This is a genomic window from Sphingobium sp. DEHP117, from assembly GCF_030867385.1.
Taxonomy (GTDB): Bacteria; Pseudomonadota; Alphaproteobacteria; order Sphingomonadales; family Sphingomonadaceae; genus Sphingobium.
This window is the reverse complement of the sequence record NZ_JAPFBJ010000001.1, coordinates 330,359-347,031: the sequence shown is the minus strand read 5'-3', so window position 1 is coordinate 347,031 and position 16,673 is coordinate 330,359. Positions and strand designations below refer to the sequence as shown.

The following is a 16,673-nucleotide window of genomic DNA, read 5'->3' as shown; positions in this document are numbered from 1 at the left end:
CTGCGCATTGCGCCTTCGGGAGCGGCGGGTTGCGGGGAGGAATGGACCCTGAAACGAGTTCAGGGTGACGAGGGACTAAGGTGAAGAGCATTACATGACCGATCTGTTTTCGAAGTTCGATCCGCTTATCGAAATGCGCGCCAACCTGTTGGAAACAGGCGTAACCGACCCGTTTGGCCTGGTGATGGAAAAGGTGGTTTCACCCACCGTCGCCATCTGCAACGGGCGCGAGACGATTTTGCTCGGCACCTACAATTACATGGGCATGACCTTCGACCCGGACGTGATCCAGGCGGGCAAGGATGCGCTCGACCAGTTCGGTTCCGGCACCACCGGCAGCCGCGTGCTCAACGGCACCTATGCCGGGCACAAGGCGGTCGAAGAAGCACTGAAGGATTTTTACGGGATGGACCATGCGATGGTCTTTTCCACCGGCTATCAGGCCAATCTCGGCATCATCAGCACGATCGCGGGCAAGGGCGACTATATCGTGCTCGATATCGACAGCCATGCCAGCATCTGGGACGGGTGCAAGATGGGCGATGCCGAGGTGGTCCCCTTCAAGCACAATGACCTCGACGCGATGGAAAAGCGGCTGAAGCGCATTCCCGAGGGCGCAGGCAAGCTCGTGGTGCTCGAAGGCGTCTATTCGATGCTGGGCGACATCGCGCCCTTGAAGGAAATGATCGCGGTCGCCAAGGCGCATGGCGCGATGGTGCTGGTGGACGAGGCGCATTCGATGGGCTTCATCGGCCCCAACGGACGCGGCGTCGCCGAGGATCAGGGCGTGCTGGATCAGGTCGATTTCGTGATCGGCACCTTCTCAAAGTCCGTCGGCACGGTGGGCGGGTTCTGTGTGTCGAACCACCCCAAGTTCGAGATCATGCGCCTGGTGTGCCGGCCTTATGTGTTCACGGCGAGCCTGCCGCCCAGCGTGGTGGCGACCGCAGCCACCTCGATCCGCAAGCTGATGCACGCTGGAAACAAGCGCGCGCACCTGTGGGAAAACAGCCGGACGCTGCACAAGGGCCTGCGCGATGCGGGCTTTCAGCTCGGCACCACGGAACCGCAGAGCGCGATCATTTCGGTCATCATGCCCGATCTGGAACGCGGCGCGGCGATGTGGGAGGCGCTGTTGCACGAGGGGCTGTATGTAAACCTCGCCCGCCCGCCTGCGACCCCTGCGGGCATGACGCTGCTGCGCTGCTCGCTGTGCGCCGAGCATAGCGCGGAGCAGGTGCAGACGATCATCGGCATGTTCACCCGGGCGGGCCGGACAACCGGCATCATCGGGTGATCGCGGCCAGCCAAACTGCGCGCACTTTTCATGGGACGGCAGATGGTATAGCCTTCACTCATGAACGAACATTCCGCGGTGATGGCTGAAGACGGCACGCTGTGGCGGGTGCGCGTGGACCGCATGCTGCCGGTGGTAATCGGCATCTCGCTCGCATTGACGGTAAGTGCGCTGCTTTACTTCGCGGGCACGGCGGCGCGGGAACAGCAAACGGCGCTGCTCCAGCAACAACGCAGCTACGAAATCGTGGTCCTCGCGCACCAGCTGGATGCTTCGGTGGCGAAGGCGGAGTCCTCGCTCGGCCGCTATGTCATCAGCATGGACAAGGATATCGGCCGCCAATATCAGGCCGAGTGGGACCGCGCCGCGCAGGAGCTGGCGACGCTCAAGCGCGTGACGTTGAACGATCGCGTCGAGTCAGAGCTGGTTTCTCAGCTGGAGGCCGCCTTCAAGGAGCGGGGATCCGCGCTCAGCGACATCGCGCTGCGCACCACCTATGATCAGAAGGAAACCTCGCTCGGTACCTTCTATCAGGCGAGCAAGGCGCGCAGCCTCAAGCGCATCAACTCGCTGCTCGACCAGGTGATCGAGGAAGAGAACAAGCGGCTGGACGAGCGCAACATCGCGGTGGCGCGCGCGGGAGACCTGATGGCGCAGGCGACCACGACGTACCGTTTGTTCGGGCTTGGCTTGCTGACCGCCCTGCTGCTGATGGCGTGGGTCGCGCGCGCGGCCATGAAGGAGCGGCGGCAGGAGCAGCGGCAGATTGATGAAGAATATCGCCGCGCGCTGGCGCTTGAAGCTGCCGTGGCTGACCGGACGGAGGAGCTGCGGCACGCCTATGCCAAGCTGCAGCGCGAAAGCGAGGAACGCGGCAAGGCAGAGGAAAGCCTGCGCCAGATGCAGAAAATGGAAGCAGTCGGCCAGCTTACCGGCGGCATTGCGCATGATTTCAACAACATGCTGGCCGTTGTTGTCGGCGGGCTTGAGCTGGCGCGGCGCAGAGTGTCGGACGAACCGGAGGCTATCCGCCATATCGACAATGCGCTCGACGGGGCGAACCGCGCCACCGCCCTCACCCGCCGCCTGCTTGCCTTTGCCCGATCCGAACCCAATATGCCCGAACCACAATCGCCCGACGAGGTGGTCACCGGCCTGGTCGACCTGATCGATCGCGCGATCGGCGACCAGATCACGGTCAAGATGGAACTGGACAGCGGCGACTGGCCCATATTTGCGGATCGGCACCAGCTGGAAAACGCGCTGCTCAACCTTGCGGTGAATGCGCGCGACGCGATGGACGGGCGCGGCACGTTGATTATACGAACCGCGCAGGCCCGGCTGCGAGCTCGGGAAGTCGGCGATTGCCCGGCGGGCGAGTTCGTGCGCCTTTCTGTCATCGATACCGGCTGCGGCATGACGCCCGAAGTGCTTCAACGTGTGTTCGAGCCATTTTACACCACCAAGCCGATCGGCAAGGGCACCGGGTTGGGGCTCAGCCAGGTCTTCGGTGTCGTCCGCCAGTGTGGCGGCGAGGTCAATATACTGTCATCGCCCGGCACGGGCACCGAGGTCCAGCTTTACCTGCCGCGCCACATGACTGCGTTCGGCATCGAAGTGGATGTGCCCGATCTGGTCCACGCCACCGCCAACGCCCAAGAGGGGAGCAAGGCCCCGCCGCCCTCCTCGCTCACGCTGCTGGTGGTGGAAGACGACCCGCGCGTGCTGGCACAGACTCGATCCGCGCTGGCAGACCTGGGCCATCAGGCCGTCTGCTGCGACCATCCGTCCAAGGCCGTGACGATGCTGGAGGCAAACCCCGACATCGACATCATCCTGAGCGACGTGTTGATGCCGGACATGACCGGGCCGGAGATGATAGCCTCTCTGCCTGCCAAATTCCGCGCTATCCCGGTGATGTTCGTTACCGGCTATGCAGGCGACGTCGCCGACAACCGTTTGTTCGACGGGCATTTGCTGCTGCGCAAGCCCTATACGCTGGCCAGCCTTGAAAAGACGATCGGGCAAGCGATCAGCCGACTGCCCGGCTTGCCATCAAACGCGGAAGGAGCATTATAGCCGCGATGAGCGGGTGCCGCCTCTGCCACGGCCGGATGACGATCTGCGTACCGGCGTGACGGTTTATCTTCCATGCAAGATAGTCGATACCGCCCGCGAAGGTGAAGCTCGCCTTGATCAGCCGAATGACGCTGAGCCACTTGCCCCGCCTTTGTAGCCGCCGCCAGAGTCGCTCCGCCGCCGCCATCTCGCGGGCGTTGACGGGCGCAGCAGGGTTTATCAGGCCATCAGCCTTCGCGGCATCGAACAGCGCGTCATAATAGTCCGGGGCGCTATCAATGATTGAGCCGCCCCGCCCTTTGCGCTCGGCTCGCAACTCAGCCTTGTAAGTCATTGAAAATCCGAAATCGAAAACCGCTCGCGCGTCACCTCGCCGTTCCGCCGCCACGCCAGGCAGCGCAAGGCCAAGCAGGGTCGGCCCCGCCTGGGCGACAGCCGAAACAGCGCTGGCCCGCGCCGCATCGTCCGCTGCCCAGACGAGGCGCGCAGGCTGTGCGAACCGCGCCCATACCGAAACATTATCTGCCTGCACGCCGCACAGCCGCGCAAAATCCATTTCGGACAGCACGGCATATTTTGCGCTCAACCCTTTGTAGGCAAAAGGAAAGACATTGGGCGGAATCAGACGGTTGGCATGGGCGAGCCAGCGCCGTTCGTAAGCCGCGCGATAATCCGAGACGATGAGGTAGAAATCCAGCATCAGCCCATCGAGCTGGGCCTCCCGCAGGCAGGAGCCGTAAAACAACACTGCGCGCGCGGCTGCCCCGTGCTGCGCGGCGACCGCCGCCGCCATTTCAACGACGCGCGGATCGACCGGTTGGGCCAGCTCCGCGCTGACCAGTGCCGCAACCGCTGAACCGACGCTCACGCTGCCAGACGCAGGAACGGCACCGGCGGAGTGGAGGTGAGCACGATCGGCCGCCCCTTGTCGGCATGGAAAATCTCGCCGTCGAGAATCACGCTGCTGTTCTCGCCCTCGATGCGGATTTCATCGCCATGTTCGAGATGAATGCCTTCCATCTTCTGACGCCCAAACCGCCCCAACGCGCTCATTGCCATCATGCGCAGCATCGCCGCCGGGCTGTGATCGACCGCGAGAAGCTTGAGCCGGCCGCCCGCAGCCCCCCCAGCCGGGCGCGCTCCGAGCAACAGCTTTTCCAGCGTGGTCACTACCAGCACGGCAAAGCGCCCGGCAAGCTGGCCATTGCGCATCATCGAGATCGATACCGGACGCGCCGCCGGTGGCATAAATCTACCCTTGATGCCGAAGAAGATCGCCGCAACGACCACCAGCGCGGTGATGAAATGCGAGATGCCGTTTGAGAGGCCAAGTGGATAGATGCGGTTGCGGCAATAGAGGATCGAGTCGGCCAGCCCCGCCCCGCCGAGGAACATGCCGAGCACGGGGCGGGTAGACGGCGCACCGTCCGACAGTGAGATAAGCTCCCGCGCGACGACATGGCTTTCCACCCCGTTGCGCGCGATGCCGACGATCTGCTCCAACGCCTTGATCGGATCGCCCCTGATGCCGAGGTCCAGCGCGATGAGGTTGGTCTTTCCGTTGGGTAGCACCGCGACCGGTGGTGGCGTCGCGCCCTCGAAATAGCTGCCCTGATACAGCTCGGTCAACGCGGTCTGCACCGTGCCGTCCCCGCCGTTGATGACTATGACCGTTGGCTTGACATGCGCGATCATCTGCATCGCCCGGCCGATCTGGTCCACGCTCTCCACCTCATAGTGGAAGATGTCCGGATTGCCCGCGCAATAGCTGCGCACGCGCGGCAATAGCTGGCGGTTGCCGGTTGACCTGGGATTGGAGAGAAGCGCGACCAGAACCATGGATCACATATACTGAAGCGAAATGGCGATGGAGACCGGCGCGCTGCCCACCGGCACTGCAGCCTTGTCTGCCGACGGCTTGCCGAGATTGAATATGCTCAGCTTGGGGTTGTTGGAAAACCCGCCGCCGTCCCGCCCAAGGTCTGTCTTGCCATTACCATTGAGGTCATGGCGTACCGCGATGCCATAGCGGCCCGCAGAGGGCAGCGGCACGCAGAAGCGCATCTTGCCGTTGACCGGCTTCACCGCTGTTTCAATGCGGTTGATCCACGCACCCTTTTCCAGCCAGGCGTTGCGCGTGGCGGGGTATGACTGAACGCGCACGACACCACGCGCAGCCTCGAAGCCTGAAACCTCCACAAGGATTGCCGGACCTGCACTCGCCTGGCAACGCGCCAGATCATTGTCGATATGCTGGCGCTGGGCGTAAGCGCGCGCCGGGGCCGTCGCCGATCCTGCCATCGCGAGCGCCGCAAGCGCGGCGATGACCGCTCCCTTGCGCGATGCACCCGAAATTTTGCGCATGACCAACTGTCTCCTCGAAGCTATAGCCCGTGCAGGATATGCGTCCTGCCCAGGTGGCCCTAGTGTGGTGGATTTGAAATTCGTTATGCTAAACCGCATGGTGCGGAGCGAGTTTCAAATCCTTAAACCACACTAGAATCACAAAGTTGCTAGTGACCCTTATGAATCTGAAGTTCGTTCAATCTCGATCCAACGCGCGACGAACTTCAGATTCGGGTCACTAGGTTGCCCCGACATTGATATGAGAGACATTTGCGGCCAAAAAATGGTGACGGGACGACGATAAATTGAAAATGCTCACCGCCACGGATCGCTATATCGCGCGCCTCATCGCCATACCGCTCACCAGCACGCTGGTGATTGCGGCGATGCTGCTGGTGCTCGACAAGATGCTGCGCCTGTTCGATTTCGTCGCTGCCCAGGGCGGGCCGGTCAGCGTCGTGTGGCGGATGCTTGCCAACATGCTGCCCGAATATCTGGCGCTGGGCATTCCCATCGGCCTGATGCTGGGAATATTGCTGGGGTTCCGGCGGCTGGCGCTGTCGTCGGAGCTCGATGTGCTGCGCGGCGTGGGACTATCCCCCGGGCGGATGATGCGGGTGCCCTATCTTTATGCAGCAGGCCTCGCGCTGGTGAACCTGGCTATCGTCGGCTTCATTCAGCCTTATTCTCGCTATGCCTATGAGGGCCTGCAATATGAGCTGCGCTCCGGCGCGCTCGGCGCCTCGATCAAGATCGGAGAATTCGCCAATGTCGGCAAGGGCATGACCCTGAGGATCGAGGAGAGCTTTGACAGCGGGCGCGACCTGCGCGGCATCTTCGTGCGGGTGGAGCAGGACAAGGGCCAGTCGCTCGCCGTCACGGCGGCGCGCGGTACTTTCCTGCGCACCGACGATCCCGACACGATCATCCTCCGCCTGTCTGACGGAGTGCTGGTGCAGCGGTCGGCGAAGCTCGCCAGCCCGCGCATCCTCAGCTTTTCCGGGCATGACCTGCCGATCGACCTGCCGCGCATCGAATCCTTCCGCAACCGAGGCGGCGCGGACCGGGAGCTGACCCTGCCCGAGCTTGTGCGCGTGGGCGCAGCGGACGAGACGGAGCCGAAGACCCGCAACGAGGTGCGCGCCAACATGCATTTCCGCCTTGTCGAGGTTGCAATGATGTTTCTGCTGCCGCTCGCAGCACTGGCCTTCGCGATCCCGCCCAAAAGGTCGACCTCGGCGCTGGGCGTGTTCCTCTCGATCGTGTTCATTGTGACCTATCACAAGATCAACCAATATGCCGAAGCGATGGGTGCGACCGGCAGGGTCGATCCCTTGCTCGCATTATGGACACCGTTCCTGCTGTTCGCGGCGCTGATTTTCTGGATGTATCATGTCGCCGCGCACCGGCCCGGCGGCCAGCCGATCGGCGCGCTGGAGATGGTCTTCGCCAAGGCATCGAAATGGATCGGCAAATGGCTGCGGCTGGGTCGCCAGAAGATGCGCCACGCGCTATAGGCACGCACTGTCATGCAGCTTCAGTTCTTCCCTTCACGCCGCCTCGCCATCTATGTGGCCCGCGCCTTCCTTGTCCGCAGCTTTGCAGTGCTGGCGATGCTGGCGATCGTGCTGATGACGCTCGACCTGTTGGGGGAGAGCGGCGACATCCTCGCCGTGCCCGGTAATGGCGAGGCGGAGCTGTGGCATTATGTAGGCCTGCGCCTTCCGCAGATCGTCGCCACATTCCTGCCATTTTCGGTGCTCTTGGGCACACTCATCACACTCGCGACGATGAACCAGCACAGCGAGATCGTGATGATGAAGGCAGCGGGCCTATCCGCGCACCAGATCCTCGCGCCGCTGATCGCTGCTGCGGCGGCAATCGCGGTGCTGAGCTTCGCCTTCAACGAGCGCATCGTCACCCGCGCCAGCTCCGCTTTCGATGCTTGGAAGTCCGTCGGCTATGGCGACATTCCAAGGGACAGCGGCATCAAGACCAATGTCTGGGTGCGCGAGGGCAACAACCTCATCACAGCAGGGATGGTATCCGGACGCGGCACCGCAGTGAAGCTCAGCCAGATCGAGATTTTCCACCGGGTGGACAACCATCTCGTCGATATCGTGCGCGCGCCGCGCGGCTCTTACGATCCCGCGAACAAGAACTGGGTGCTGGAGGATGCGCGCCGGTTCGACGTGCGCAGCGGAGCCAGCCAAAGGCTTGGCACCATCCGCAACGGCGAGGGGATCCGGCCCGATCAGTTCACGCTCGCCAAGGTAGATGCCGACGCGCTCGATTTCATGGCGCTGAGACAGGCGATTGCGGACCTGCGCGATGCCGGGCGGCCTACGGGATCGCTGGAGGCGAGCCTGTGGCACAAGATCGCGCGGCCTTTGTCGTCGCTACTCATGCCGTTACTCGGTTCGGTCGCCGCCTTCGGCCTTGCGCGCTCCGGCCATTTGTTCGTGCGCGCGGTGATCGGCATGTCGCTGGGCTTCGCCTATTTCGTGGCGGACAACTTCGCGCTCGCCATGGGCAATATCGGCGCCTATCCGCCGCTGCTCGCGGCCTGGGCGCCGTTTCTGCTGTTCCTGCTGCTGGGTGAAGCGGTGCTGATCCGCACCGAGGAATAGACTAGGAGCTGCGGGGATTCAGTCCATATAGGCCTGCAAAGCGCTATTTTCTGCGCTTCGGTGCTCACGTACCTTTGAGTACGCTGCGCTCCGATGCTCGAAAATCCCCCTTTTGCCCTGCGGTCGCCTGCGGCCCCGGCTCCATCTGAACTGAATCCCCACAGCCCCTAGCGCCGCACCATCGTGCTGCGCGCGATCTTCGCGAGCAGCGGCATCATCCCGCCATAATGCGCGCCAGCATAGGTCGATCCGTCACCCAGGTGGGCCGAGAGGCGGCGGTGTGCCTCGCTGAGGGAATGATAGGGCAGGCTCGGCAACAGGTGATGCAGCGCGTGGTAGCGCAGCCCCACCGGCGCCCACAACGGCGCGAGCCAGCCGGGCGGCGGCACGTTGACCGAGTCGAGATACTGCGCGGTCACGGTCATCGCCTCGCCGTCATTCTCCCACAGGTGCGCGACCAGCGTACGCAGCTGGTTCAACACTGCCGTGAGCGAGAAGACCGCCAGCGCGATCACCAGCGGTCGCCAGCCGATGACCTGCGTGCTGGCAAGCAGCGTGAGCGCCCACGCGGATGCGCCGAGCTCCTGCCACAAGACCATGCGGGCAAACGCCCCTTCGGGCGGGCGGCGGCGGAAGCCGGGATTGATGGAGAGTGCGGAAAACCGCTCCCACACCACAGTGCGCAGCGGCGGAAAGATCGCGCCCAGCGGCACCAGCACCGCGCTACGGAACAGGAGTGCCACCGGCGCCAGCGCGGCAACCGCCACAAAGGCGGGCAGCGACCATGGCTTCATCAGGGCAAGCGGCAGATATTCAGGGTCTTCCGCCGTGCCATAACGGGTACGCGCATGGTGCAGCGTGTGGACATTCTCATACATGAAGCTCGGCGTGAGCATCGGTATGCCCACCGCAACATTCCAGGCAAAGCGGAAGCCGGGCAGCGCGTTCTTGTGAATATGCGTGAGTTCGTGAATGAACAGCAGCGCGCGATAGAGTGCCAGCGCCGCCACCAGACCGCACACCACCGCCAGCCAAGGCTCGCGCACCAAGATCGCTGCCGCCAGCGCGACATACCCCACGGCAGCGGATACAAAGCAATCCGGCCAATAAATCACGGCGCGCGCAGCCGAAATATCCTTGGTCAGTTCCACCGCCGCGCGCAACATCGCCGCGTCGTCCGGAATGGCGGATTTCTTGTCCGCAATGATCTTTTGATGTGCCGTCATGATTATTCTTTTCCACTTCGTGGAGTGCCGCACCGGCCCTCTCCCCCACCCGACCTCCCATAGGATACAATATCGGGAGGTTGGGTGGGGGAGAGGGCTGACACCGAAAACTCCTAAAGCCAAATTGCGCGCGGATCATGGCAGCAACGTGACATAATCATTGTCGGCACCGCACAGCCGCCTTAACAGGGCGGGCGACCGTTTCCTTGTTCCCAATCAACAAAGGGCCATGCCGTGACCCAGACAGACCTAGTGATCTCGCCCGTCTCCGGCAAGGCCGACCTCAAGGCCTTCGTCGATTTTGCGTGGGAGGTGTATGGGCAAGACCCAAACTGGGTGCCGCCGCTCAAGAAGGAGGTTTATGGCATCATCCTCGATAGCAGGAACCCCTTTTTCGAGCATGCCGAGGCGCAGTTTTTCCTCGCGCGCCGGGGCGGCAATGTGACGGGGCGGATTTCCGCGCATTTCGACAAACTTGCGCTAACCATGCCGCCCGAGCAAGGCATGGGGCCGGGCACGGGAAACTGGGGCTTTTTCGACGCGCTGGACGAGGAAAGTGGCAAGGCGCTGATCGCCACCGCCGAGGGCTGGCTGCGGGCGAAAGGCATGACCCGGGTGGTCGCGCCGATGTCGCTCTCGATCTGGGAGGAGCCAGGGCTGCTGACGCAGGGCTTCGACCATCCGCCGACCGTGATGATGGGGCATCATAGGCCGGAGTATCAGCCATGGGTCGAGGGGGTTGACTATAAGCCGGTGAAAGAGCTGCGCACCTATGAGCTCGATATCACGACCGACTTTCCACCGCTGATCCAGCGCATTGTCCAATCCGGCGAAAAGAATGACCGCATCCGTATCCGCCGGGTCGACAAGAGCAAGTTCTACGAAGAGGCCGCGATCATCCTCAGCATCCTCAATGACGCCTGGGGCGACAACTGGGGTTTCGTGCCGATAACCGACAAGGAAGTCGCGCATTTCGGCAAGCAGCTGAAACCGATCGTGTTTGAGGACCTGATCCGCGTTGCCGAGCTGGATGGCGAGCCGGTGGCGTTCATGATGACGCTGCCGGACCTCAATGAGGGGATCAGGGGCTTCAACGGCTCGTTGCTGCCGTTCAACTGGGCGAAGCTGCTCTGGTGGCTGCGCAGGCCCCAGGTGCGCACCATGCGCGTGCCGCTGATGGGCGTGGTCAAACGCCTGCAGGCGAGCCGCTTGGCCAGCCAGCTTGCCTTCATGATGATCGAATATATCCGCCGTGACGCGGTATCGAAATTCGGCGCGACGCGCGGCGAGATCGGTTGGGTGCTCGACGACAATCAGGGCATGAACGCCATCGCCGAGGCGATCAACAGCACGATCAACAAGGTCTACACGGTCTACGAAAAAGACCTTTGAGGGCCTTCCCCCGACCGACCCCGATCAAGGTTAATCGATTTCCCAACCGCGCTCGCCGTGGCTGGCGAGATCCAGACCATCATGCTCCGCTTCCTCGCTGACCCGCATCGGCACCAGCAGCGCCGCGCCCTTGGCACACCCGAAGGTAATGGCAGCGGTCCACAGGATCGTTACACCTACCGCGAGCGCCTGCGCGACGAACTGGTGCTGCACGTTGTTGCCGTCGACAAAGCCGATGCCGCCCATGGCGGGCAGCATCATCAGCGGGATCAGCAGCGAGCCCAGCATGCCACCCACGCCATGCACGGCAAAGACATCAAGCGAGTCGTCCACCGCCCATTTCTGCTTGACGATCTGCACCGCGAAGAAGCAGAGCGCACCACCCAGCAGACCAAGAATGATCGCGCCCGCCGGGCCGGTATAGCCAGCAGCCGGCGTAACGGTGGCGAGGCCCGCGATGGCGCCGGTGACGATGCCGACCGAAGTCGGCTTGCCGATGCGCCAATATTCGATGCCGATCCACACCAGAGCCGCGGTGCATGCCGCGAAATGCGTGTTGAGGATCGCGCTTGCGGCCCCGGCATTGGCAGCCAAGGCCGAACCGCCGTTGAAGCCGTACCAGCCCACCCACAGCAGGCCCGCGCCCGTCATCGTCAAGGCCGGGCTGTGCGGCAGCATCAGCGTCTTGTTGAAACCCTTGCGCGCGCCCAGCATCAAGGCGACGACAAGCGCGGCAACGCCCGCCGTGGTATGCACGACTATGCCGCCCGCGAAATCCAGCGCGCCCCATTGCGCGGCCAGCCAGCCGCCGCCCCAGAGCCAGTGGGCCACCGGAAAATAGACGAGCAGCGTCCACAGGAAAGAAAAGGCCATCACCCAGCCGAAGCGCACACGCTCCACGAACGCGCCGATGACCAGTGCCGGAGTGATCGCCGCGAACGTCATCTGAAACAGCGCGAAGGCGTTTTCCGGCAGCGTCAGCCCATCGCGCAGCGGCGCGAGGTTAGCGAGGAAGAGATTGTCCGTCCCGCCGATCCACGGGGCCGTGCCATCGAACACCAGGCTGTAGCCGACCACCGCCCACAACAGCGAAATCGCGCAGGCGATCGCGAAACAGTGCATGAGGACCGAGAGCACATTGCGCGCGCGCACAAGCCCGCCGTAAAACAGGCCCAGCCCCGGCAGTGTCATTAGCAAGACAAAGGCCGATGCGGTCAATATCCAGCCGGTATCACCGCTGTTTGCCGCCACGTTATCCTGCGCGTGCGCCGCAATCGGCACAACACAACAAGCGGCCAACGCCGCCTTCATGCCTCCAAGCCTCATCTTGTTCCCCGCTGCTTATGCTTTGTGGCAGCTATGCCACAAATGGCGCAGGGTTCAAGAGCGGAACTCGGTTGCCTCGAACCGCACCGGTTCGCCCAGCGCTTCATTGGCGAGCGTGTCTTCCCACATCACGCGCTGACCCCGGATAATCGTGCCCACCGCCTTGCCGGTGAGCGTATCACCCTCGAACGGCGACCAGCCGCAGCGGGATTGCAGCCAATCCGGACCCACCGTCCAGCGCTTCTTGAGGTCAACTGTGGTGAAGTCCGCGTCATAACCACAAGCGATCCGCCCCTTGCCAACCAGGCCGAAGATGCGTTGCGGCCCGGCGCTCGTCATGTCGATGAAGCGTTGCAGCGTCAGCCGCCCCTCCGCCACATGATTGAGGAACAGCGGCACCAGCGTCTGCACACCGGGCATGCCACTGGGCGAGGCCGGATAGGTTTTCGCCTTCTCTTCAATGGTATGCGGCGCGTGATCCGAGCCGATGACATCGGGCACGCCCTGCCTCAGCCAGTGCCACAAGCCTTCCATGTGGGCTGCACTGCGGATCGGCGGGTTCATCTGCGCATAGGTGCCGAGGCGGGGATAAGCGTCCTCCCCCGCCAGCGTGAGATGCTGCGGCGTCACTTCACAGGTGGCAACATCCTTGTGCTGGGCAATATATTCGAGTTCCGCCGGGGTCGTTACGTGCAGGATATGGATCCGGCGGCGTGCGGCGCGGGCGAGCGCGATGATCCGCTTGGTAGCCAGCATCGCGCTCTCGTCATCGCGCCAGACGGGGTGCGAGGCCGGGTCACCCTCGACGCGATAGTCCTTACGCGCGTTCATGCGCGCCTCGTCTTCCGCATGAATCGCAACGCGGCGCGTTCCGCTCGCCAGCACCCGCGCCAGCGCCGCGTCATCATCGACCAGCAGGCTACCCGTAGAGGCGCCCATGAAGATCTTGACGCCCGCCGTGCCGGGAATGCGCTCCAGCTCGCGCAAGTCCTCCGCGTTGTCCGCCGTCGCGCCGACATAAAAGGCATGGTCGCACCACATGCGGTGATGCGCGCGGGCGAGCTTGTCGTGCACCCGGTCTGCCGTATCGGTATTGGGGTTGGTGTTGGGCATTTCGAACACCGCCGTCACCCCGCCCATCACCGCCGCGCGGCTGCCCGATTCGAGGTCTTCCTTGTGCTCCAGCCCCGGCTCTCTGAAATGGACCTGGCTGTCGATCACGCCGGGCAGCACGTCCAGCCCCGCGCAGTCGATCACCTCGCCCCCATCGGCCCGCAATGCGCCGATCTCCGCGATCCTGCCGCCGCGCACACCCACATCGGCGCTGACCGGCCCGGCGGGTGTGTGTACGGTGCCGTTTTTGAGGATCAGGTCGAATGTCTGGGGCATAAAGGGATACTCTTGGATAATCGCTGCTTCCGTCCTACCTAAAGCGGATGGCCGATACCACCCTCAAAGACCGCGCGCTCATCAGACTCTCCGGCGAGGAGGCGCGCGCGTTTCTGCAGGGGCTGGTGACACAGGACGTGCTCGGCCTTGAAGCAGACTCGCCGCGCTGGTCCGGGCTGCTGACACCGCAAGGCAAGGCGCTGTACGATTTCGTCCTGTGGGCCGATGGCGACGACGTGCTGATGGACTGTGAGGAAACACAGGCAGACGCACTGGCAAAGCGCCTCAGCATTTATCGCCTGCGCCGCAAGGTCGTGATCGCGCGGGACGAGGCGCTCGCGGTTCACTGGTCACTTGATGCGCCCAACAAGCCCTATGACCCCCGCCTGATGGCGCTGGGCCATCGCTGGCTCGCCCCTGCCGATGAGGGGGACGCTGCTTCGGCGTTTCGCGCGCATCGCCTGTCGCTCGGCGTCACGGAAGGCGTGACGGAGCTGGGCAGCGACAAGACACTCTGGCTGGAGGCGAACGCGCGGGAGCTGAATGGCGTCGATTTTGCCAAGGGCTGTTATGTGGGGCAGGAGAATACCGCGCGCATGCATTACCGGCAGAAAGTCAACCGGCGGCTGGTGGTGGTGCCAATCGCACAGTCCGACCCCGCGCGGCAGATGGCGGCGTTTCCCGATCTCGGCCTTGCTGTCGATCATCGCCGGGTGGAGGATATGGTCGCCCTACCCCTCCCCGGCTGGTTGGCCGAGGCGATAGCGGACGCGCCGGTGTGAGGTTTTTCGCCGCGCTTTTGCTGGCGCTGCTTGCCCTCTCGCCAGCCCAGGCGGAGACGCGCTGGTCATTGGTGCGCAGCTATCCGCATGACCCCAAGGCCTTCACCCAGGGGCTGATCTGGCTCGATGGCGCGCTCTATGAAACCACCGGGCAATATGGCCAGTCGAGCCTGCGCGAGGTGCGCCTGACGGACGGCGCGGTGCAGCGGTCCGTGCCGCTTTCACCACGCTATTTCGGCGAAGGGATGACGAACTGGGGCGACAGCCTCATTTCAATCACGTGGCAAAACGGCCTCGCCTTTCGCTGGGACCGCGCGACCTTCCGCCAGACCGCGACGTTCCGCTATGCGGGCGAAGGCTGGGGACTGACGAACGACGGCACGCGCCTGATCCTGAGCGACGGCAGCGCTACCTTGCGCTTTCTCGATCCCGTAACGCTGGAGGAAACCGGCCGCCTGACGGTGACGTTCAACGGCAAGCCGGTGCGCATGCTCAACGAGCTGGAATATATGAAGGGCGAAATCCTCGCCAACGTCTGGATGACAGACAAAATCGCGCGGATAGACCCTGCGACGGGAAAGGTGATCGACTGGATCGACATCAGCAAATTGTCGCGGAAGTTGAAGCTCACCGACCCGGACGCCGTGCCCAACGGCATCGCCTATGATGCAGCGACCGACAGGCTGTTCGTCACCGGGAAATATTGGCCGAAATTGTATGAGATACGGTTGAGATATTAAACCCGCAAAGGCCATTTAACCCCGTCACCCCGGGCTTGACCCGGGGTCCCGCTGTTGCGCCTGACCTGTACGCTGATGACCTCCCGGTCACGAAGGGAAAAGCCAGCCGCCTTGTCTCCACATTCCGGGCAGTTTGGGGACTACAAGCGGGACCCCGGGTCAAGCCCGGGGTGACGAATGAGGAGTGCGGGTGGGTGTAAACCCTAAACCCGCATCGGCATCAGCACATAGAGCGCGGGGCTGCGATCATTCTCGCGGATCAAGGTCGGTGCGGCCTGATCGGCAAGGTGAAGCTCGACCACATCGCCCTCGATCTGGCCGAGGATATCGAGCAGATAGCGCGCGTTGAAGCCGATTTCGAAGCCGTCCGACGCATAATCGCCGGGTACTTCTTCCGCCGCCGTGCCGTTCTCCGGGCTGGTGACGGAAAGGGTTATCTTGTCACGGTCCAGCGCCATTTTCACCGCGCGGGTCTTCTCCGTGGCGATGGTGGCTACGCGGTCCACCCCCTCCTCGAAGCTGCGCGGATCGATGCGCAGCAGCTTGTCGTTCGCGGTCGGGATCACGCGGCTATAGTCCGGGAAGGTGCCGTCGATGAGCTTGGAGGTGAGGATCGCGTTGCCGATGCCGAAGCGGATCTTGCTGGCCGACAGCGAGATTTCGACGCTGCCATCCACCTCGTCGAGCAGCTTGCGCAGCTCCGCGATGCACTTACGCGGAACGATGATGTCCGGCATGCCCTCTGCGCCATCAGGGCGCGGCACGGTGACGCGCGCGAGGCGGTGCCCGTCGGTCGCGGCGGCCTTCAGCACCGGCTGACCGTCATCAGACACATGGAAGAAGATGCCGTTCAGATAATAGCGCGTTTCTTCCGTGGAAATGGCAAAGCGCGTCTTGTCGATGATCTGCTTCAGCGTCTCGGCCGGGAGTTCGAACTGCGTGGGCAGATCACCTTCGGCAATCACGGGGAAGTCGTCACGCGGCAGGGTGGAAAGGTTGAACTTCGCCCGCCCGGCCTGGATCAGCATCTTGCCGTCCGCCGCCTCCAGCGAGACCTGGCTTCCCTCGGGCAACTTGCGGGCGATGTCAAACAGGGTGTGGGCCGAAATGGTGGTCGCCCCCGGCACCTCGACCTGCGCCTGAACCTGCTCCACCACCTGAAGATCAAGGTCCGTCGCCATGAGGCGGATGGTGCCGTTCGCAGCGGCCTCGATCAGCACGTTGGAGAGGATGGGAATGGTATTGCGCCGTTCGACCACCGACTGGACGTGGCTCAAACTCTTGAGCAGCGTTGCGCGTTCGATGGTTGCCTTCATTCCCTGTTCCCGCTCTTGCCGTAATGTGCCCCTGGCGGAGTGCCCGCCGTGCCCGGATATTTGGACCTCCTTCATTACCGACTATGCGGCGCACCGCAAGCGGGCGCGGACTTCTACCCCCGATATTTTGCCGCCTGTGCTTGCAAAACC

14 protein-coding genes are annotated in these 16,673 nt (G+C 63.3%); 7 read left to right on the top strand and 7 right to left on the bottom strand.

The features are described from left to right. Positions 1-94 precede the first annotated feature (94 nt). Both OOT33_RS01720 and OOT33_RS01715 read left to right on the top strand, forming a co-directional pair. Complete coding sequence (locus OOT33_RS01720) at positions 95-1,297, top strand: aminotransferase class I/II-fold pyridoxal phosphate-dependent enzyme (RefSeq protein WP_307748251.1); 1,203 nt, start codon at positions 95-97, stop codon at positions 1,295-1,297. A gap of 60 nt (positions 1,298-1,357) precedes the next feature. Beyond that, positions 1,358-3,376, top strand: a complete 2,019-nt coding sequence (locus OOT33_RS01715) for an ATP-binding protein (RefSeq protein ID WP_307748250.1) — start codon at positions 1,358-1,360, stop codon at positions 3,374-3,376. On the opposite strand, the gene OOT33_RS01710 is transcribed toward OOT33_RS01715, so the two are convergent. The 3 genes from OOT33_RS01710 to OOT33_RS01700 are packed head-to-tail and all read right to left on the bottom strand — an operon-like array spanning position 3,330 to position 5,677. Further along, positions 3,330-4,244: a hypothetical protein gene (locus OOT33_RS01710; RefSeq protein WP_307748249.1), complete on the bottom strand. Its 915-nt coding sequence runs from the start codon at positions 4,242-4,244 to the stop codon at positions 3,330-3,332. The two genes, OOT33_RS01715 and OOT33_RS01710, sit on opposite strands and share 47 nt — an antisense overlap. Then, a complete protein-coding gene (locus OOT33_RS01705; protein WP_307748248.1) occupies positions 4,241-5,215 on the bottom strand; it encodes a diacylglycerol kinase family protein in 975 nt (324 codons plus the stop codon). The genes OOT33_RS01710 and OOT33_RS01705 overlap by 4 nt, the downstream gene beginning before the upstream one ends. A gap of 3 nt (positions 5,216-5,218) precedes the next feature. Next, positions 5,219-5,677, bottom strand: coding sequence for a DUF2141 domain-containing protein (locus OOT33_RS01700; RefSeq protein WP_373690513.1), 459 nt, complete (start codon positions 5,675-5,677; stop codon positions 5,219-5,221). 356 nt (positions 5,678-6,033) lie between these two features. Between OOT33_RS01700 and lptF the strand changes: the two genes are divergently transcribed. Next, entirely contained in the window at positions 6,034-7,239 is a 1,206-nt protein-coding gene (gene lptF / locus OOT33_RS01695; RefSeq protein ID WP_307748246.1) for an LPS export ABC transporter permease LptF, read from the top strand. A 12-nt stretch (positions 7,240-7,251) separates the two neighbouring features. Continuing rightward, complete coding sequence (gene lptG / locus OOT33_RS01690; RefSeq protein WP_307748245.1) at positions 7,252-8,352, top strand: LPS export ABC transporter permease LptG; 1,101 nt, start codon at positions 7,252-7,254, stop codon at positions 8,350-8,352. 167 nt (positions 8,353-8,519) lie between these two features. Here the strand turns inward: lptG and OOT33_RS01685 are convergent, their stop codons facing one another. Continuing rightward, positions 8,520-9,578 (bottom strand): fatty acid desaturase, encoded by a 1,059-nt coding sequence (locus tag OOT33_RS01685; RefSeq protein WP_307748244.1) that lies wholly within the window; start codon positions 9,576-9,578, stop codon positions 8,520-8,522. A 234-nt stretch (positions 9,579-9,812) separates the two neighbouring features. Between OOT33_RS01685 and OOT33_RS01680 the strand changes: the two genes are divergently transcribed. Next, entirely contained in the window at positions 9,813-10,970 is a 1,158-nt protein-coding gene (locus OOT33_RS01680) for an N-acetyltransferase (protein WP_307748243.1), read from the top strand. Positions 10,971-11,000: 30 nt separating this feature from the next. Here OOT33_RS01680 and OOT33_RS01675 read toward each other — a convergent pair whose 3' ends face one another. After that, positions 11,001-12,221 carry an ammonium transporter gene (locus OOT33_RS01675; protein ID WP_307748242.1) on the bottom strand — a complete coding sequence of 407 codons (1,221 nt, stop codon included), beginning with the start codon at positions 12,219-12,221 and terminating at the stop codon, positions 11,001-11,003. Between the two features lie 129 nt (positions 12,222-12,350). Next, entirely contained in the window at positions 12,351-13,685 is a 1,335-nt protein-coding gene (locus OOT33_RS01670) for a dihydroorotase (RefSeq protein ID WP_307748241.1), read from the bottom strand. A gap of 47 nt (positions 13,686-13,732) precedes the next feature. Here OOT33_RS01670 and OOT33_RS01665 point away from each other — a divergent pair, with 47 nt between their 5' ends. Both OOT33_RS01665 and OOT33_RS01660 read left to right on the top strand, forming a co-directional pair. Then, positions 13,733-14,467, top strand: coding sequence for a folate-binding protein (locus OOT33_RS01665; RefSeq protein WP_307748240.1), 735 nt, complete (start codon positions 13,733-13,735; stop codon positions 14,465-14,467). Continuing rightward, positions 14,464-15,207 carry a glutaminyl-peptide cyclotransferase gene (locus tag OOT33_RS01660; protein WP_307748239.1) on the top strand — a complete coding sequence of 248 codons (744 nt, stop codon included), beginning with the start codon at positions 14,464-14,466 and terminating at the stop codon, positions 15,205-15,207. Before OOT33_RS01665 ends, OOT33_RS01660 begins: the two co-directional genes overlap by 4 nt. Before the next feature lie 203 nt (positions 15,208-15,410). Here the strand turns inward: OOT33_RS01660 and dnaN are convergent, their stop codons facing one another. Further along, positions 15,411-16,523 (bottom strand): DNA polymerase III subunit beta, encoded by a 1,113-nt coding sequence (dnaN, locus tag OOT33_RS01655; RefSeq protein WP_307748238.1) that lies wholly within the window; start codon positions 16,521-16,523, stop codon positions 15,411-15,413. Positions 16,524-16,673 lie beyond the last annotated feature (150 nt).